This window comes from Paenibacillus sp. ov031, from assembly GCF_900143165.1.
GTDB classification, from domain to species: Bacteria; Bacillota; Bacilli; order Paenibacillales; family Paenibacillaceae; genus Paenibacillus; species Paenibacillus marchantiae.
Genome location: NZ_FRDO01000001.1, coordinates 1,716,272 through 1,735,487 on the forward strand (window position 1 = coordinate 1,716,272; position 19,216 = coordinate 1,735,487).

The 19,216-nt window shown below is 42.6% G+C and carries 20 protein-coding genes; 3 read left to right on the top strand and 17 right to left on the bottom strand.

The features are described from left to right. Positions 1-487: 487 nt before the first annotated feature. The 3 genes from BUA17_RS07285 to BUA17_RS30585 form a co-directional block, all read right to left on the bottom strand. On the bottom strand, positions 488-1,459 hold the full coding sequence (locus tag BUA17_RS07285) for an aldo/keto reductase (protein ID WP_064637728.1): 972 nt from the start codon (positions 1,457-1,459) through the stop codon (positions 488-490). 65 nt (positions 1,460-1,524) lie between these two features. After that, a complete protein-coding gene (locus tag BUA17_RS31820) occupies positions 1,525-1,656 on the bottom strand; it encodes a hypothetical protein (protein ID WP_256336254.1) in 132 nt (43 codons plus the stop codon). Beyond that, positions 1,644-1,964, bottom strand: coding sequence for an SDR family NAD(P)-dependent oxidoreductase (locus tag BUA17_RS30585; RefSeq protein WP_348537067.1), 321 nt, complete (start codon positions 1,962-1,964; stop codon positions 1,644-1,646). The genes BUA17_RS31820 and BUA17_RS30585 overlap by 13 nt, the downstream gene beginning before the upstream one ends. 213 nt (positions 1,965-2,177) lie before the next feature. On the opposite strand from BUA17_RS30585, the gene BUA17_RS07300 reads away from it, so the two are divergent. Next, positions 2,178-2,648 carry a MarR family winged helix-turn-helix transcriptional regulator gene (locus BUA17_RS07300; RefSeq protein ID WP_063563732.1) on the top strand — a complete coding sequence of 157 codons (471 nt, stop codon included), beginning with the start codon at positions 2,178-2,180 and terminating at the stop codon, positions 2,646-2,648. Positions 2,649-2,892: 244 nt separating this feature from the next. On the opposite strand, the gene BUA17_RS07305 is transcribed toward BUA17_RS07300, so the two are convergent. The 4 genes from BUA17_RS07305 to BUA17_RS07320 all read right to left on the bottom strand — a co-directional run bounded on the left by BUA17_RS07305 (position 2,893) and on the right by BUA17_RS07320 (position 6,229). Continuing rightward, positions 2,893-3,192 (bottom strand): immunity 53 family protein, encoded by a 300-nt coding sequence (locus BUA17_RS07305; protein ID WP_244552090.1) that lies wholly within the window; start codon positions 3,190-3,192, stop codon positions 2,893-2,895. 30 nt (positions 3,193-3,222) lie between these two features. Continuing rightward, positions 3,223-4,308, bottom strand: a complete 1,086-nt coding sequence (locus BUA17_RS07310) for a protein kinase (protein ID WP_063563730.1) — start codon at positions 4,306-4,308, stop codon at positions 3,223-3,225. Positions 4,309-4,381: 73 nt separating this feature from the next. Then, a complete protein-coding gene (locus BUA17_RS07315) occupies positions 4,382-4,894 on the bottom strand; it encodes a hypothetical protein (protein ID WP_139295623.1) in 513 nt (170 codons plus the stop codon). 300 nt (positions 4,895-5,194) lie between these two features. Further along, positions 5,195-6,229, bottom strand: coding sequence for a glycosyl hydrolase family 18 protein (locus BUA17_RS07320; RefSeq protein WP_063563728.1), 1,035 nt, complete (start codon positions 6,227-6,229; stop codon positions 5,195-5,197). A gap of 352 nt (positions 6,230-6,581) precedes the next feature. On the opposite strand from BUA17_RS07320, the gene BUA17_RS07325 reads away from it, so the two are divergent. After that, complete coding sequence (locus BUA17_RS07325) at positions 6,582-7,619, top strand: hypothetical protein (RefSeq protein WP_072733085.1); 1,038 nt, start codon at positions 6,582-6,584, stop codon at positions 7,617-7,619. A 139-nt stretch (positions 7,620-7,758) separates the two neighbouring features. Here the strand turns inward: BUA17_RS07325 and BUA17_RS07330 are convergent, their stop codons facing one another. The 9 genes from BUA17_RS07330 to BUA17_RS07370 form a co-directional block, all read right to left on the bottom strand. Next, positions 7,759-9,066 (bottom strand): 6-phospho-beta-glucosidase, encoded by a 1,308-nt coding sequence (locus tag BUA17_RS07330; protein ID WP_072733086.1) that lies wholly within the window; start codon positions 9,064-9,066, stop codon positions 7,759-7,761. Beyond that, positions 9,051-10,043, bottom strand: coding sequence for an N-acetylglucosamine kinase (locus tag BUA17_RS07335; protein ID WP_072733087.1), 993 nt, complete (start codon positions 10,041-10,043; stop codon positions 9,051-9,053). Before BUA17_RS07335 ends, BUA17_RS07330 begins: the two co-directional genes overlap by 16 nt. Positions 10,044-10,156: 113 nt before the next feature. Continuing rightward, positions 10,157-11,800 carry an extracellular solute-binding protein gene (locus tag BUA17_RS07340; RefSeq protein ID WP_072733088.1) on the bottom strand — a complete coding sequence of 548 codons (1,644 nt, stop codon included), beginning with the start codon at positions 11,798-11,800 and terminating at the stop codon, positions 10,157-10,159. A 72-nt stretch (positions 11,801-11,872) separates the two neighbouring features. Further along, complete coding sequence (locus BUA17_RS07345; RefSeq protein WP_072733089.1) at positions 11,873-12,766, bottom strand: carbohydrate ABC transporter permease; 894 nt, start codon at positions 12,764-12,766, stop codon at positions 11,873-11,875. 22 nt (positions 12,767-12,788) lie between these two features. Further along, entirely contained in the window at positions 12,789-13,742 is a 954-nt protein-coding gene (locus tag BUA17_RS07350; RefSeq protein WP_072733090.1) for an ABC transporter permease, read from the bottom strand. Positions 13,743-13,875: 133 nt separating this feature from the next. After that, positions 13,876-14,754, bottom strand: coding sequence for an AraC family transcriptional regulator (locus tag BUA17_RS07355; protein WP_064637708.1), 879 nt, complete (start codon positions 14,752-14,754; stop codon positions 13,876-13,878). 289 nt (positions 14,755-15,043) lie between these two features. Then, the gene (locus BUA17_RS07360; RefSeq protein WP_072733091.1) at positions 15,044-15,814 is read right to left on the bottom strand and encodes a beta-glucanase; all 771 of its coding nucleotides are present in this window, start codon (positions 15,812-15,814) and stop codon (positions 15,044-15,046) included. A 528-nt stretch (positions 15,815-16,342) separates the two neighbouring features. Next, positions 16,343-17,233, bottom strand: coding sequence for a GNAT family N-acetyltransferase (locus BUA17_RS07365; protein WP_170867801.1), 891 nt, complete (start codon positions 17,231-17,233; stop codon positions 16,343-16,345). A gap of 207 nt (positions 17,234-17,440) precedes the next feature. After that, entirely contained in the window at positions 17,441-17,776 is a 336-nt protein-coding gene (locus BUA17_RS07370; RefSeq protein WP_063563718.1) for a hypothetical protein, read from the bottom strand. 259 nt (positions 17,777-18,035) lie between these two features. Here BUA17_RS07370 and BUA17_RS07375 point away from each other — a divergent pair, with 259 nt between their 5' ends. Then, positions 18,036-18,329 (top strand): carboxylesterase family protein, encoded by a 294-nt coding sequence (locus BUA17_RS07375; RefSeq protein ID WP_072733092.1) that lies wholly within the window; start codon positions 18,036-18,038, stop codon positions 18,327-18,329. Between the two features lie 223 nt (positions 18,330-18,552). Here BUA17_RS07375 and BUA17_RS07380 read toward each other — a convergent pair whose 3' ends face one another. Next, positions 18,553-19,116, bottom strand: coding sequence for a class I SAM-dependent methyltransferase (locus tag BUA17_RS07380; RefSeq protein WP_063563716.1), 564 nt, complete (start codon positions 19,114-19,116; stop codon positions 18,553-18,555). Positions 19,117-19,216 lie beyond the last annotated feature (100 nt).

A 19,216-nucleotide genomic window follows, 5' to 3' on the forward strand; every position in this document is an offset into this window, starting at 1 on the left:
AAAAGTAAAAATGTTAATTAGTAAAATTATTTATGTACTCTTTTTTTTCGGGCATAAATTAGATTGATACCCAATCATAAATAAAGGCACTCAGTAATTGCGTGCCTTCTATGCCCGAGAGGTACAACCCTTTTCACTTCTTATCCTCCGCAAAATGGAAAAACCCTCTCTAATACAGCTGACCTCGTGTTAATTGTTAACCGTATTTTTTGCGCTAACGATCATTCAATCCATGTTCAATAGATTAGGGGTTATTCCAGAAAGTTCCCCGCCATTTTGCCTATAAGGTATGCCTGAAACCAGGTTTACCGTTTTTTTAATCGGCTCCCAAATGTCTTCAACTGCTTGTCACATCGAAAAAGCGAATAAACTCTTCAAGGATCGCATCCAAGAAGAGTTTATTACAAAAGTTTTAGCTTATAGAATCGATGTTGTTGGTGAGGATATCGATACAGAACGGTATCATAATAAAGGATATGTGTCCAATTTATACTAATGCATGTGGTATATAAAGTTCTTCTAAACGGGTAATTTCTTCAGACGTTAATTTAACCGATAACGCTGAAACCGCATCTTCAAGATGGCTGATTTTGGTCGAACCGATTATTGGTGCTGTGACCTCTTCCTTTTGCAGCAACCATGCAAGAGCAACTTGTGCGCGCGGAATCCCTCGGTTAGCGGCAACTTCTGCTACTCTTTCAGCAACTTTGCGATCAGCTTCTTCCGTTTTTATAAACAACGCTTTTGCTATTTGGTCGTTCTCGGATCGCGAGGTCTGCTCATTCCAGTCCCGGGTTAACCGGCCTGCCGCCAAAGGCAGGTAAGGAGTGATGCCAACGCCCTCATCTTTGCAAAGGGGGAGCATTTCTCTTTCTTCTTCCCGATAAAGCAAGTTGAGTCTATTTTCCATGGAAACAAAACGTGTCCAGCCATTGCGCTCCGCGACATGCTGCGCTTTCGCAAATTGCCATGCCAACATGGAGGATGCTCCGATATATCTAACCTTTCCCGCCTTAACTAAATCGTGAAGAGCCTCCATTGTCTCCTCGATTGGTGTATTAGGATCCCACCGATGGATCTGGTACAAATCGACGTAGTCCGTTCCAAGCCGTTTTAGACTGTTATCAATTTCGGTCATGATGGCTTTACGAGAAAGTCCCATTGCATTCGGACCTTTGCGCATCGGAACAAATACCTTTGTAGCAATGACGGTTTCATCACGACGGGCGAAATCCTTTAATGCACGTCCAAGAAATTCTTCACTTGTTCCATCCGAATACATATTAGCAGTACTAAAAAAATTAATGCCCATTTCGACTGCTTCTTTAATGATCGCTCTGCTGTCCTCTTCATCCAATGACCATGGGGTATTGCCGCGTTCAGGTACGCCGAAGCTCATGGTTCCAAGACTTAACTTCGAAACATCCAAACCGCTTTGTCCCAGTTTCACATATTCCATTTAATAACACACTCCTTATATTTGTAGGCGTTACGCCTTATATTATCTGTAGATCTTCTGTTGAGTCACAAAATTGTTAAGATCCGTTGGGATGAAGTCAACCAACTCGAGCCGCTTGACACGTTAACAATACGTTCCGCTGCTGCTTCAATCAGAAGTGGCAGGATCGCTTGCGTGACAGCAATTACATCGAACACATTCGTTTCGAAAACTGTGCGTATCTCGTCGAGAGACGCGATGCTTGGGGAGCGGACCTTCCAACTTCCTCCAGTGGCCTACCTGGCAGACCTGCGGATGATATACCCGCGTTGTTAACAAGCACGTCAAGAGAGCCGAGTTCGCTGCGAATACGTGCTGAAGCAGCTGAGATGAAATCCTGATTCGTGACGTCGAGCTGTAGAGCACGAGCATCTTCACCGATACTTTTCTCTGCTGCATCCCCTTTTTCGAGATTGCGCGAGCCGATGAGTACCGCAAAGCCTTGTGACGCGAGAACTTTCGCTATTTAAAGCCCGATTCCTTTGTTTGCCCCAGTGACCAAGGCGACAGGTTTATGCATTTTTCACTCCTTCCTTTACATCCTTTGCAGAACTTTATAATTTTCATAGGTTGACATATCAACCTAAAGACAAATTCAATTCCCTTGGTTGATATGTCAACTAACAAAACAAACTGTACCATCTTGTGGTTGACGTGTCAACAATGGTATTATATTGGCATGGATATTAATGAACTAAACGACGACGAAATGCGACTATGGAATACATGGAAAGGCTCCTTTAAACGAGTCTTTGGCCACGTTGTAAAAGAAATGTCTGAATATACAGGACTATCAGAAGGTGATTTTGGAGTATTAGATCGTTTAGTCCAATTTGGGGATGGAAAACTTCGCCAACAGGAATTAGCTGACTCGATGGACTGGGATAAGAGCCGACTATCTCATCATCTAACGCGTATGGAAAAACGAGGTCTAGTTCTGAGGAAACCACTGGACACAGATCGCGGTGTGCAAGTCATTATTACTCCCGTCGGAAAGTCAGCCTTGGATGAAGCCCTTCCCATAGTCTCAAAGGCAATACGCAAGTATTTTCTAGATCTATTAACTGATCAAGATATTAAGTCAATAACTGAACTGGCGGAACGAACCAAAAAAATTGACAGATCGCCTAGTAACGACTCTTCATCTTGATCGCTGTTTTGGATGGCATGCACAACATATAAGTACTGCAATTGACAAGTAACGGGCCTCTCTCGCTAAAAATAGCGGAGGGGTCAGTTTAATTTTTCCAGTTGAAGTCGTATAGGTGTAATGCAGTCGAAACTTTATTAAATAATCATCAAATCAGTAATGTTATTGTTTTTTTATTTGGCACTAGTGTCCTAAAACAAGATTAGGGCAGCGCGATAGAACACATCGATAACTTCCGTAATTATCATCTTTCTATGCTTGAAGCCCAATTTTTAAAGTGAATCAGTATCTCTTCTAGATTCGTTGCTCCGCCTGCACCATGAAATACTCCATCCCTCACAATACAGTAGAACCAATCTTCATCAGTTCTCTCTTCTTCTATCGAATCAAATGGCGTATCCTCTAAATAAGTTTCCGCCAAATTGATTTCAATAGACCAACCGGGATTATCCACTGTATCAATTTTCACACCATATGAATGTTCCCAATCTCCATTACAGTTTTCATAATACCCGTTCTGAAGCCATTTTAATGTATTCATCATCTCTACCTCTTCTTTGGAATTCCGTCTGGTCTAGTTAGTCTTACTACTACAGATCCGTTCAATCTCCTCAACTGGAAAAATCGTAGTTCTGCTCATCGAAACGAGATTAGTGTAGAAATCATTCATCACTACGGCTATTGGAGCGTACCGCATGATAATCTTTGCTGCTGAATCCATCATCTCTGGCAACTCGTCGCGCTCAGTACAACGGCGTATGTAGTCTATACGTTCAGTTCGGTTTACCGTGCCAACTAATGCCGTTACAAGCCAGTTCACTAACGTTGTTACCACATAACACCCATCATGAGTCTTGTTCACTTCAAGAAAATTCAATTCAGAATCGGACAGTTCAAACCGAGAAGACGTCGCAAGACCAAAGTCCGAAATATAAACACGGTTTCCGTCGGTTAAAACATTCTTAAAGTGGAGATCGAAATGATGTAACTTGTTTGCATTCATAAAGGAGACAGCGGATCGCAGATTCAAATCCACCATGGACAGTGCTGAAGCGGCTTTACTCTCACCAATAGCAATCTGTTCGGAAAGCCAGTCGTGCAGGTTGTAGGGAATGTACTCACAGAACAGTACAACACTGTACTCGGATTGTTCAAGTGCCTCAATACGGTCACCCATTTTTGAAGTATCCCAAAACTCAACCATACGGGAAACATCGCTCAGTTCATCAGAGATTGGAGTTCGTCGTTCTGGACTTTTTAACACCCGCCAGTGGTACATTAACGGAAAACTCGCACAGTGATTTGCCAGCACCCAGTTGGTGGTCATGGTATGGGCTGCAACCTCGCGCCACACACTAAAACCTGGAGAACCTATGCCATACTGGCAATATGGAGGAAGTTTGAAAACGTTTTTCGTGGACATGGCATTTTCAGTGAGCCTTTCTTTTTCCGTAAGTGGTATTATTTTCACGAAGATGGGCGTTTCCTCAATCTGCATCAAAACCGTTGCACCACCAATGCCAGTATCAAGACCCGTAGCATCTTCTACTCGTTCTCGAAGCTGTTCATCACTGAGCAATGTTACGGCAGTGGACACGATAGCATAGCGGGTAAGGCGAGTTTCATGAGACACATAAGACTCCTTCTGTGATGATGTCATAGGGGGTATTCTCCTTTTTTCCCAGATCGGATGGCGTGAAGTATGTACATTTTGTACATTGACATAAAGTTCCCTAACTTTCTCTGATCATAGCATATTTAACGACGTTCCATTGCCCTTGCTGGTAAGCAAGTATCATGTCTAAAGAGATTGATCCCTCGTTTGAACGATACTTACTAACCTCAATAGTCATCTCATCTGGGTTGATCGATTGCTTCTGTTTTTCAATGGTTAGAAGAATGCCTTTAAGCATCGTTTTCCCCTGCTCATATAACTTTTGCTCTATTAATTGTTCATAGTTGTAGTTATAAATCTTGATGTTATATTCTTTTTGTAAGTATTCTTCAATAACTTGTTTATCAGAACTTTTCAAAATAACTCCCTCTTCCCAAACCAGAGAAATGTACTCCATATCGGCATTAAGAGCTGTATCATTTGAAATCACTTCATCCAACGCTACGCGATAAGGTCCAGTAAGATCCTCCTGTGAAGCTGAACTAGTCAAACTGCTGGAGCAAGCTGTTGTTAGAATAATCAGGATAATGTTGAGAATAAAATATAAATATTTTACTTTTATTATAATCATCCCCTTTAAAGTACTTACTTAAATGAACGCAATACAACTATATAATGTTGCCATACAATGGAAAAATGTTCTTTTCCCTCGACTTTCCCCTCTGAACACAGTCTGTTAAACGTGTATAAAACATCGTTGTTAGCCTTATGAATATCACAACATACGTTGGTTTAATTCACTTTAATTGTTTTAAATACTGCTCCATTAATTGATTTATAAAAAAAATAGATTTTGATTCTTGCGAATATGCAAGAATCAAAATCTATTCATCTATTAGCTTAGATGATCAATACTAACTCACCTTATACTTTACTCTTTCAATCCAGCTGATATGGCTTGCCAGAACCCTGAATCTTCAGTTCCCATAGACCAGATGGAGATACCCGCGAGGTTATACTTTATTGTTAAATGAGTTTTTTCCTGGATACTTGCTGCATTTTCGTACCAAACCACATGTTTTGAACCATCATCAGCCTGATAGCGGAGAGATATTGAAGACGAAGACTCATCCCATTCTGGTTTAGCGCCTGTTGAAGCAATCAAAGCAGGAATTTCTTTTAGAGCTATAATATCTCCATTCTTCTTCGTTTCATTCCAATTATAACCATAAGCTGGTACTCCAATAATTACTTTTTGAAGAGGAATTTCAGATATAGTGTACTGAATGGCAGCCTCCATCCAATCTTTACCTGCTACTGGTCCAGAAGGTCCCCATGGACCATTCTGGTCATAAGTCATAACTTGAATATAATCAGCATGCTTGCCTAATTCCTTGTAATTGAAGGCACCTGACCAGCTATTAGTAGGATCATTTTCAAACTCAGCTGGAACCGATACCATTGTTAGATATCCCTTAGGTCGTAACGTTTGAGAAATCTCTCCAATAAAACTACTGAAAGCTTTACGATCCTTAGCCTCAATATTCTCAAAGTCGATATTAATACCTTTATATTGATTCGTTTTAACTAGGTTAAGAATACTTTTGATAGCCTCTTTCCTTACTTTAGAATCGCCTACAATTTTGTGAGCTAGTGCCGCATTGAAGTAATCTCCTTGCCAATTGGAAACCGCTGCGAACGTTTCAATATTTTTCTTATTAGCAAAAGAAATAGCTTCCTTGGGGGCAGAACCAACAATTTTACCCTTCGAGTCGAATGTAAATGAATCTGTAGAAACTTGAGTGAGGTGAGAATAATTAGTAATAAGAGAGTCATAAGCATTTTCATCTTGAGCATAGTATCCCAAAACTATTTTGGAGTTGGAACCCGCTGAAACATAACTCGACGATAAAAGAAAACTACTTAATATTGTGCTGATTATGGAGAGATATAAAAGTTTTTTCATTACAATACACACACCTCGTATTTAGTTATTTATTAATTTATCAGTATTTATGAATTGATTAATCTCTGGCATGACGTCATACCCAATTTCCCTAACGAACGTTCGTTAAGCCACTGTAGCATAGCGTTTTTTTGAATACAATATATATAGATATAATCTCATATTATTAGTAATTCACTAAGACATTAGGATAGACAAATATAAGTGCCTCCCCATTCCTTGCCATTTTGCACTCAAGAAACTAACACTATTTATTTTAAAATTGTAATGAAATTTACTTTATTTTCTCTTTTGCAACAATTTGATATGTTGCTCCGTTAGAGGTGCTGAATACATCCTAGGAGGAAAACATATGAACACTCGTAACAAAAAAATAGCCTTAACTTTAGCCGCAACGATTATAGTTGGAGGAGCTTTGTCATTTACTAACTTTAACAGTTCCGATGCGGCAGAACTTAATTCAACTAAGGAAATCCACATTCTTCCTATGAAGATTTCAGAGCAACTGAACAATAAACTAAAAAATGTTAAGCTCTCATATCAAATTCCGAGTATCGTTATTTTCAACAAACATTTCAGTGATAAAGAATATAAGGATTTAGAGAAGAAGATTGGTAAGTTCCACATCAAAAATACGTATAGCAACGTTCTTGAAGGATTCTCTGCAAATCTCACAAAAAGACAAATTGAGCTGTTAAATAATGTCTCATTCGTGTCTTTAATTGATTTAGATTCAAAAATTTCATTGGGTAAAGAAATTACCATAACATCAGATTTTGTTAAGAATAGCGACCAATGGTCCGCCGGATTCGCAGATTACCCCAAAAAGGATCGTTCAATCTATAAACTGAATTATTCGTTTAATTCACTACCGAAAGAAATCAATATGAATCAAAGGGGGCTGTACCTGAGTGGTGTTAATCGTAGTGATGATTTATTCATGTTCGTGAAGAAAAAAATAGATAAGACATCTAAATTAAAGCCAAATCAGACCTATCTTGTAACCTTTGATTTTGATATTGCGACTAACGCAGCGAAGGATAGTATGGGTGCTGGTGGTTCTCCAGGAGAGAGTGTGTATGTAAAAGCTGGAGTAACTAAGCAAGAACCCAAATCGATTCTAAATAAGGATTATTTCTATCAAATGAATATCGATAAGGGCCAGCAGTCTCAAGAAGGCAAAGATGCTTTTGTGCTCGGAAATTTATCGAAGAGTACATCTACAGATCAAACATATGAAGTAAAAACGTTCAATAATAAAAACCGACCTTTTCTCGTGAAAACGGATGCGAAGGGAGAATTGTGGATTATCCTTGGCACGGATTCAGCATTTGAAAGCGAAACCAGTATTTATATCACAAGAACTAAAATAACCCTCAAAGAAATTTAGATTTTGAGTAAGGAGCTGTGCTAATGACAGCTCCTTTTATCTTTTTACACTCGCAAACGAAAAGTCTCTTTCTTCTTTTCTTCACTCCGGTTTTCAGTGTTGAGATCGTCCAAACATGATCTCTTTTTATTTAGAATCCTTACCTCCCATGGAAGAACTGCGGCAAATATTTACGGTTCTGCTCCAGCATTTCATTCAGCATCTCTTCTGATATACACACGGAATCGGTTAGCGGATGAGAGCTAAGGGCGAGCAGTGCCTTCTCCCTGCTTCCCGAGACCGCCGCTTCGATGGCCAGACTCTCATAGGTCTTCACCGCTTGAATCAGGCCAACTGCGGCATCCGGTATTCGTGTAATAGGTACCGGAACAGCTCCTTTCTTCGTTACCAGGCAATTCACTTCGATACTGACATCCTGTGGCAAAAAGTCCAGGGTATCGCCGTTCATGACGTTTAGCGTTAGAACCTCTCCGCTATCCGTATGAATCGCCTTCATCAGGTTGACAGCCGCCTCGGAATAATAGGCACCTCCACGCTGCTCCAGCTGCTTCGGTTTCTCCACTAGCTCTGGCCGCTTGTAAATCTCAAATAGTTCATCCTCAAGGCGCTTGACCATCTCAGCCCTCGTCTCGCCTATGGCTGCGGCAGCCTGCTGCTCCGCCAATATCTCACGGTGAAGGTAATAATATTTCAGATAATAGGACGGAATAGCGCCAATCGCCCGAATCAGCGTAGCGTTCCAAGCAAGCTGCGGCACGTTACTGGCCGAGTAACTCCCCCCTGTGTCCAACAACTCCTCCAACTTTGACTCTCCATCAATCTCGATCCGGCTGATCCAGTGCAGATGATTTAACCCGACAAACTCGCAATAGATGCGTTCCTCAGGCACCTGGTAGAGCGCAGACAGCCACTTGTAGGCGGCGATCGGGGAATTGCATAAACCAATGGAGCGGATGCTGGAATGCTTCATGATGGCTTCCGTTACCATTCCGGACGGATTCGTGAAATTAAGTAGCCAGGCGTCAGGACATAATAACTCCATATCCTTGCATATATCCAAGAGTACAGGTATGGTACGAAGAGCCTTCATCATTCCGCCGGCTCCGGTCGTCTCCTGCCCGAGCATTCCATATTTCAACGGGATCGTTTCGTCCCATTTTCTAGCCTCCAGCAACCCTACCCGCATCTGTGTAGATACATAATGGGCATCCCTAAGTCCTTCCTTGCGGTCCAAAGTTAAAGTAATATTAATCGGCAGTCCGCTTCGTTCAACCATTCGCTTCGCCAGCCCGCCAACAATGGTGAGTTTATGAAGGCCTTCCGGAATATCCACTAGCACGATATGCTTAACCGGAAAGCTCTCATAATGACGGATGAAACCTTCAATCAGCTCAGGGGTATAGGAAGAGCCTCCCCCAATAACAGCAACCTTTAATCCAGGGCCCATTTCACATTCCTCTCCTTTACGGCAAGTCCTTGGTGCAATTGTTCATATACAGTGGAATCTGATTTCACTCCGTTCTCATCCATTGCGAGCAGGATGGCACCCGCTGCTGGCTCAAGGTCCAAGATACGCAACCGGCATTTCGGTGCTGCTGTAGTAACCTGAGACTCGATATGCCGAACCACATAATCTCCTTCTCCACGAGTTAGCACGCTGCCGGCCAATACAACATCAAAGGAATCATTGCCCATACCTAGTTTATGAATAACTGCACTGGCGACTTTCCCCAGCTCCAAACCTTGCCTTTCCAATATTTTTCTTGCGACTTCATCCCTAGGCGCAGCCTGAAACAGCAGTTTCGCCAGCGTATGTGGTGCCCTTCTTCCATCGTCCAAAAAACGGTGGTACATCTCTTCCACGGTCTCGAAGGTAAGCGCATTCAACGTAAGCGAAGTCAATGTAGTAGGCTGCTCCCTACCTTCCCATGAACGAATGACTGTCCGAAACACCTCGACGGCCAGATCACCGCCTCCGCCGAAATCGCCGAATTCATAACCGAATCCTCCGATCTGAACCTCCTCACCTGCAACGTTAACACCATATCCATTCGTCCCGCTTCCGCATATAAGGACAACCCCATCCGTCTGCCTTGTGCCGGCTCTCATGGCAATGACAGTATCGCATACGATACGATGTTTCTTTAAACCCATTGCACCTATTATTGGACGTAAGATGCGGAAATCCGCCTCACGATCGGCTCCCGCAAGCCCGAATGTAGCGTAAGTGATATTCTCTTTGTTAAGCCCCGCCTGTGCATAAGCCTCATCAACGGCCTGGGTTATACTACTTTCTGCAATGGCAGCACCAAGCTGATGATTGCCACAGCCGCTGATTCCCCTGCCTAATATTCGTCCCGTTTCGTCCGCCACGACGGCCAATGTCTTACTACCTCCACCATCTACTCCCAAGTAATAGTTCAAGTATGATCTCTCCTATGTTTCTCGGCTAATGAAGCAGCCAACCAAGACTCTCGGGCGAAAGCTATAGCTTCCCGCAAAAATCTTAACGAAAGGGCTGCTTCCAACCATGACTTTTATTTCGCAGCTGCCATTTTCGCCTTATTCTCCTGCCATCTCGCTGTTTTGTACTTCAACAACTTGTCATAACCGGATTTTTGCGCATCCGCCTCAGCCTTATCCAGAAGCGAAAGCACTTCCTGATCCGAGGTCGTGGAGCTTATCGCTTTAGCTCTAACTTGCTCATAGATCTCAAACACCCGCTGCGCAATAATGCCTTCTTCCGAATCGCTTGCAGGATCCAGATTGGCGAACTCCGTAGTGTTCATCTGCGTCTTCCACGTAATCTCCGATTGCCAATACGTTTCAAAGTTTCGCTTCTCTGGCGGAAGTTTAGACTCGAATTTCATCTTAGAATTGTCCACATAGACTGTGTTACCGTTCCACTGAAAGTTGACGGTTGCGTTCATCAACTCATCACGACCTTTAGCATCGCTTGTGAATTTGTCGGTGAACAACGGCATATCCTCCTCGTCCGTTCCATCCCAATATAATCCTTCTGGCCCCCACATAATCGTACGTTGGCCATCAGGACCTGTGAACCAATCCAAGAAGGCGAAGATGGCCTCTGGATCTTTGGCCGATTTCGTAATGACGCTGACATTCCAGCCTAGCTGTTTATAATCACCCGGGAAAATCTTGTTGCGATCCAACTCCGCTTTGTGTACAGGCCATACCATGATGTAACCAGCATCCGGGTCTTGCGCTTTAAGCAGATTGTTGCCCTTGGAGCCAAACTCGGTGGGACTGGACGCCACATAAATGGCTACTTTGCCGTTGATAACCTTCTGCTCGACCTGCTCCAGCTTCTGTGTGAAGGCATCCTGAGTGACAAGTTTTTCACGGTACAGACGGCTCATATACTGCAGCAGCTCACGATAGACAGGATCCGTGAACAGCGATACGAGTTGATCCCCTTGTGGAACGGCGATCATACTGTTGAATGTATGTGGGCGATTTTCTGCAAACGCAGATACCATGATGTCCACTCCGGCAGCAGTTTGACCAACCTCCAGCGGAACAACATCTGGATACTTTGACTTCACTTGCTTCAAATAGACGTACAGATCCTCTGGTGTTTCCAGGCTCGGCGAGCCGAGTTCCTCGTAAATCTTCTTATTGACGAGATATCCTGCGTTGCCGTTTGGCTGCGTGGTATACCAGTTAGGGAACTGATATAGCTTACCGTCAGGTGAGCGAAGCAACTCGAGCGTAGACTCCCCAGCCCACTTTTTCAGATTGGGGTATTTATTCAGATAATCATCGAACGGGACCAACATCCCCTCAGAACGTAGCTTTTCGACATCCGCTCCACGATCCATCCATATAACATCCGGCAGTTCACCGGCCACGATCATGGTACTGAGCTTGTTCTTGGCGACGCCACCGGAGCTGATCGGCACTACGTCGATCTTTTTATTCTCTTTGATCCACTTCGTCGAAGCATCTTTACCCCAATCCGGCATTGTGTACCAGTCATAATGGCCGTAGAATGAGAATTCCAGCGGTTTCTCTCCCAGTACAAAGGTATCCCCCGAGACTGGGTAATTCTTCTCTTGGCTTGCAGTATTACCTCCTGAACCCGAACATCCCATTAAAGCCATGACAATGATAAGTGTGACTGACAAGCCAGAGAGAAGGTTCTTTTCCCCTTTTTTCATTATGAGTGCTCCCTTCGCGATTCATCTATGGTCAAAGCGGACGCTTAAAGCCTTGTCCGGGATTTGCTTGAATTACTCCTTCAAAGAACCGATTAATACACCCTTCACAAAATATTTCTGTACGAATGGATAGACGCAGAGGATCGGAATGGTTGCCACCATCATCGTCGACATGGACAACGATTTGGTAGTTACGGTTTTCATCGCGCTCATCCGGCCCTGTGCAGCAGCATCCATGTTCTGCATCTGTTCCATCATGATATTGGCATTAAGTATCTGCTGAAGCTTAGTTTGAATGGGTAGAAGATCCGTGTTAGATATGTAGATACTTGGCGCAAACCAATCATTCCAGTGATACACTGCCGTAAACAGCGACAGCGTAGCAATGACCGGTCCCGATAAAGGAAGTACGATTCGGATGAATACCCCCCAGTTCGAGGAACCGTCGATACGGGCGGACTCCTCAAGCCCGGGCGGGATACCCTTAAAGAACGTCCGGAATATGATCATATTCCACACGCTGATAATGCCTGGTATGACCATAACCCAAAAAGAGTTCATCAGACCCAGCTCCCGAATGAGCAAGTAGTTGGGTATAAGTCCGCCGCTGAAGTACATCGTTATGATGCAAGTTACCATATAAAAGTTGCGACCCATCAATTCGCGTTTAGAAATGCCATAAGCTAATATGGCTGTTGCCACAATGGAGAGCAGTGTACCCAGCAACGTTCGGAGCACCGAGATGATGAAACCGTCAATCAGTCGCTCATCCTTAAACACCACATGATAATTTTCAAGTGTGAATTCACGCGGCCAGAATGTAATGCCGCCCTGCATCGTATCTGTCCCGGAGTTAAATGAAATGGCAGCAGCGTTCCAGAACGGATATAGCGCAATAAATGTAAACAAAGCCAATAAGAAGTAAATTATGCCAACAAACCATCGATCCCCATTCGACAGCCTCATGTGTATCTCTCCCCCTTCTCTCCTACCAAAGGCTGTTCCCCGATCGACGAGCCCAATAGTTGGCTCCGGACAATAACACGACGCTGATGATGGCCTTAAACAGCCCTGCCGCCGTTGCGTAGGAGTATCGGCTGTTCTGAATGCCAATTCGATATACATAGGTGTCCAGCACGTCGCTAACATCTCGCAAAACCGGATTGCCTCCCAGCAGCAATATGTCCTCAAACCCTGCATTTAGGAAATTACCGATAGCCAGAATCGAGAACACAACGATAATTGGCATAATGGATGGAATAGTGATGGAAAAAATCTGCTTCAGACGGCTCGCACCATCAATGGAAGCGGCTTCATACAGTTGGGGATTGATGCCCGCAATTGCCGCCAAATACACAATGGAGGAGAAACCAATCTCCTTCCACACATTCGTTACCGTCAAAATACTCCAAAAGTACTTTGGCTCCGACAGAAAGTTAATCGGTTCATCGATAAGACTCAGCTTCTGCAGCAGTATGTTTAGGCTGCCGTTGTCCGTAGACAAGATGGAGATCACAAAGCCCGATACGATGACCCACGACAAAAAGTGAGGCAAATAGCTGATCGTTTGAACAATTCTTTTGAAAGAATGTTTCCCTACTTCATTGAGCATCACCGCGAGCAGGATGGGGGCCGGAAACCCGATGCACAGTTTAAGCATGCCAATGACGAGAGTATTCCGCATAATGGTCCAAAACTCCGGCGTCCCGAAAAACGCGTCAAAATGTTTGAAGCCTACCCAGGGACTGTTCAGAAACCCTTTGAATAAACTGTAGTCCTGAAACGCCATCAGCACTCCGTACATGGGAATGTAGCTGAAGACCAGGATAAACATCATGGCCGGAAGCACCATAAGTTGAATATCCCATTGCTTCAGAAAGCGGTGCAGGTGACTTTTCTTAACAAGCGGCTTCGTTTTGCTGCTCATCTCCACTTGCGGCATTGGCATCTCCCCTTTTTAATTTAGTGTTAGATTTATTAACATAATTATGAGATGCTTGCCACTTCATTGTATCTCCTGCACCAGTTCATTTCTCTGCTAAAACCAGTAAAATATAGCACTATATTACTGATTTCTAGGGATTTTGCTTTTGTGAAGTCTTTGGCGTCATGCCGATGTGCTTTTTAAACAGCCGATTAAAGTTGGTCAGCGTGCGGAAGCCACATTCCAGAGCAATATCCATTACCTTCATATGGCCTCCCTCCAGCATTGTGACAGCTTGCTCCAGTCGAATATGGATCAGGTACAGCATCGGAGGCATGCCGACCGCGCGTTTGAATATTTCGCTGAACCTTGAAGGACTGAGATAGACAAGAGAGGCCAGCTCCTCCAGCGTCCATGGATGGGCGAAGTTTTGTTCCATAACCATAATCACCTGACGTATCTTCTCATACTGTCTCTCACTGATGAGGTGTTGACTACCGCAAATCCCCTCTATTCGACACTCCCGATTTACTATAGTCAGAAACTGGAGTATAAGCGAATATACAACCGTAGCGTAGGAACGCTGCTCCCTCTCATGCTCCAATTGGAGTTCAAGAAGAAGTGACCGCAGTCTGTCCATGGCCGGATGATCACGGTGGATTAGATTCGTGTAATGTTTGTCTATGTCGCGGAACGGGCTGAATAGCTCCGGATCGAATCGGAGGTTATGAATAAACCAGGTCGAATCGAACGTAATGACAGTCATGACAAGATCCTTCGTTTCGTAAGCGCAGTGAAGATCATTCGAATTGATGAGCAGCACATCTCCCTGCTGGAAATCAAATTTTTGACCGTTGATGATGTAGTAGCCCGTGCCGGATTTGATATAATTAATCTCCAGAACATTATGCCAATGAAGCTTTTGATAATGGATAGTCACACCAATCGTGTCGCCGATATAAACTGGATAATTCTTATTCATTTTTACCTTTTCCTTCGGAACCACTTCTTCCCTCATGATAGATGGCATTCATAACTCCCCCCACAACTTTTCTTGTAAGCGCTACCAAATACATATCTTGTAAAAAACTCTATCACCTATAATCCATTGTTGTAAATAAAAAAGCTATCCCAAGAGCCACTACTGACCCGGGACAGCTTTTTAAAAGGTCACTACAGAGTAACTCTGTAGTGCCTTTCAGATACACCTTATCGCTGCTAATTCTTCAGGACTTCAACTTCTACCATATCGTTCAGAGTTATTTTCAGATTATTTCACCTTATTTGTAAGTTTCGTTATAAATTCCATCTTTCGAACGTCAGTTGGCCGGTTTAAATTTGATCCAATCAAAATAGGCCCGTACCGGCATACCTGGGTAATTGAATTTTCCTGTCCATATTTCAGCCGGTCCCGAGCCCGACCATAGATTAACCATAATATAGCCAGGACTGGTCGGAAGTGTTCCACGTGATCCAGTCTCCGTGTGTACCAGTTTACCGTCTATATACCATTTAATGGATGATGGCGACCATTCGAACGCATAATTATGAAAATCGAGCGAGGCATCAAACCCCAGATTGATAATCGTGCTATGCTGGCCTACGCCATTCGTAAAATAATTAGTTTCCATCTTCGTCGTGTCTTTGCCCAAAATTTCAATGTCGATTTCGTCATTGGATGTGCCTGTTCCTTGCCCGGAATACGTGAAGAGGCTTGTGACGAGACCGACTCCTGAAGCCGCTTTTAAACGTGCTTCAACCCGGCCATAGCCATACTTCACATGGGTCGAATATTCAGCGGAAGCATAATTCTTCCCCGAGCAACTGGCGGGACACCCAGTATTGTCAAGTCGCAGAGCCATAATTCCATTCACGAATTCCTGATTAACCGCCTTCCAGCCCACTCCGAAATCTGGACCATTAGCCCATCCATCTGAGGTATAGAACAAATTAGGATTCACGCCGTTTAAAGGTTCGTTAAAAGCAATGTCTGCCGCCGACGCTTGAATGGGTAATAGCATCGCGCATATCAGGCCACTTGCCATTAACACGGCCGACATTTTCTTTCTAAAATCCATTAACTTTTTCATGAACAACACCTCTTCCTTGGAATGTAATTAAGAAAACATAAGCACGACAAGTTAAGCATTTCTGGGATTCCGGAATGAATAATTCCACTCTGAATCCTCTTCATACTACATGTAAAAATGTAGTAAATCTCAATCATTTCAATGATTAAACTGCACTATTTAACGGTTTTTCGCATCAGTCCATTAGTAAAAAGGCTACAAACAGTCTATAGTTCCTTCCTGTTACGGTCTTCTTCAGCCTTCTTATCTCTAATCTTAGGTAGCGACCTGCGATACTATTTTGCAAATATTCTCAGAAATCTGTGCATATTGGAGCACTATAGTGACGCTATTGCCAATGAACTGTCCTGTCGGTTAGTTAAACAAGAAGACAGCCGATCGTGATCGGCTGTCTTCTTGTTTTTTTGCTCTATCGTGTCCCGTTTGCTTAATGATGTGTGTTGCTTTATTTCTTGTATCATGTATTCAACGAATGCTAAAAAAATTTGTAAGTCAACATTACTATTATCTATCTGTTTCGCTTTTATCTTAGTTAAGATCCATATTTCGCATCATGAGCACTTGCTCAACATTCGTTGTGAAACCTAATTTTAACAATTGATCGTTCAGAGGTTGATTGGATTTACGCAGGTTAGATGTCCCTCGTCTGCAAACATAGTCTAACGGGGCGAACAGTTCACTGAGTGCAAGCTTATAAATCTCCTCTGCATCTTCCCGCCCTGGAAGGACCTCACATTGATAGAGCGAAATGGTTACCATTTTACCCTCATGATCAAATGTTCGCTTATACAACGCATAGCATACAGGCTCGCTATCTTGTCTAATGATTATAGATTCACCCTCCTTCATGCTAGGCCATTGTGTCTGCCAAGCGGATAAACCTCGATAGAAGTCTAGCGCATATACATCACGGGGCAATCCTTTGGTGATAGAAAAGGGATGCTCAACAGATCGCTTCAATAATTGGGGATCTATTGTACCCGTATGTTGTAAAATCATTAATCGATCCGTAATTTCATACCCCACATACTGATATAGCTTGATCGCACTCTCATTCTGCGTGAGCGCTTCAAGTAACGCAAGCTCCACGCCTTGTTCTCGGTACAACTCTAGATTTCTTAACATGAGCGCTCTGCCAATGCCCTGCCCTCTAAATGCAGGCGCAATACCTGTCCCACCGTTCCATGCCACTTTCTTTCCATCTACGTCACGAAATCCATTCATGACAAACCCTGCAGGTTCACCATCCACATAAATAGCGAGTGAATTCTCCAAGGAAAGTCCTTCGTTAACAATCCTGGTCATCAAAGCATCAATCGTCATGACCATCTGTATAAAATAGCCCTCGAATCCTAGATTCCAAATACGTACATTTTCCTCCATCGATAGCTCACTTAGTTTCCTAAACGTCATTGTCATAAGTACAAACCTCTCTTTTACTTCGTTTAATGTGATCATTTTCGTATTTTCGTCCAACCTATATGCATTCTACTTTAACCGCTCGATAATGAAAAGTAAGGGAGCCATGGTCGAGTCGAACAACTAGTTCAAATCTCCATCTCACGCCACCGGCTTCATCGCATTTTTATACCGTGTATTGGAACTATGTTCAATAAATATTAAAATCTATCCTAAATATTGAAGAATTAACTGGTACATTGCTATAGAAAGCCCTAAAATACTCGCTTTCATCTTAGAAGGATGATTTCTTTCGCTGCGAAACAAGTAAAAGAAAACCGCTATAAATCCTAAGGGAATCCATAACTGAAAGACACCTTCTGTTGTAGCACGAGAATAAATGGAAGTAATGAAAGTACTAATTAAAAAGTAAAAGAAAACCGTAAAACGTCTTGTTTCTAATTGCTTGCTCCACCTTATTAAAAAGAAAATAATAATTATTGCGATAATTGTAATGTGTAAAGGGGGTAGAAGAATAGCAGCGTCCCCAAACTTGAATTCCATTCTACATCGTCCTCCTCATCTTTAGTACATCGCCAAATTTGATCAATATGCAAATCTTGATCCTATTCAAACTGCATATACAGCTATCTTAAGATAGATTAAGAATTAATTACAGGTTAAAGAAGGCCCCACTACATTTATTCCGAACTTCAAATTAATCTGTTGTAGTTGGACAATAGTTGATGCATGACTATTTCGGCCATATCTTCGGGGGATTCGCGTTGGTTATTCTTAATCCACTGGACCAGCACACCAATCGATGAACCAACATAATGAAAAAATAAGTGAAGACAGCTTATATTTAAATGTATGGTTAGGTGCTACATCAGATCAGGAAAAGCTGCCTGTATTGGTGTACATCCATGGAGGGACATTTAAAAACGGATCAGGTTCCATGGACTTGTACAAGGGCGAAAACATGGCAAAAAAGGGAGTTGTATTCGTAACGATTAATTACCGACTCGGTATTTTCTGCTTTACGTATTGGGTAAATTTCGCCAAGAGTGGCGACCCTAATGATGATATACTACCATTTTGGGCGCCATTGAATTAAGATCTTCATTTAAAGAATAAAAGACATTTGTAAAAGTTTCCGATTATGAGAGAAGAATCTACAATTACACCCTGTATGATCAATTCGATAAGCTTTCAACTCCTCTGTTATTTCCGGATACAACCAAGTTTCTTGTCTTGTCTCAGAATAAGAACTTAATATTATGTAGCAAAAAGGACGGCTTCGCCGTCCCTTATGGGAACTATAATTGAAAGCAGATTCACTAGTAACCCTTCTTCTGTGCAATAATGATATAGACGGGTTGGTTAGCAACTTGTGTTGGTGGATGAATCGTATCAATAACTGTAAAACCTGCCTTAACGATTTCTTCCTCCATCTCCTTCGATGAAACCCTTGGAGCATTAGTCATCTCCGTCTTCTCTAATTCAATGCACAAAAAGATCCCTTTGTCTTTTAAAACTCTGTGGATTTCATCCAACACCAATGAAAGAGGTTGAACCTCGTGTAACGAGATTGAAGCAACAGCTTTTTCGAATCTATCGTTCTCTAATGGCATTTCTTTAAAGTTTGCAGCGGTGGTCTCAATATTGGTTATCCCTTTTTCCTTAGCTTTTAGCTCTAGATACTGTAAAATATCAATATCGTAATCAAACGCAACTACCTTTTTCACATATTTAGCAAAAGAAAAGCTTATATAACCTGTACCAGCTCCAAGATCTAATAGTTCGTCCTCTTTATTAAGCTGTATAAACTTAAATAACTCCTCTGCTGGGAACCTCTCAATATTCTCCAAGTGCTCAATTTTCCTTTGTAGTTTTGGATTCATTTTTATACTCCTTGTATAATCGTATTTGTAAAAATATTTTGTTTTTTTCCAGCTGACGTCGAGGTAGATCCCAGGCTTGCCTGTTGAACTAAGGGATCAA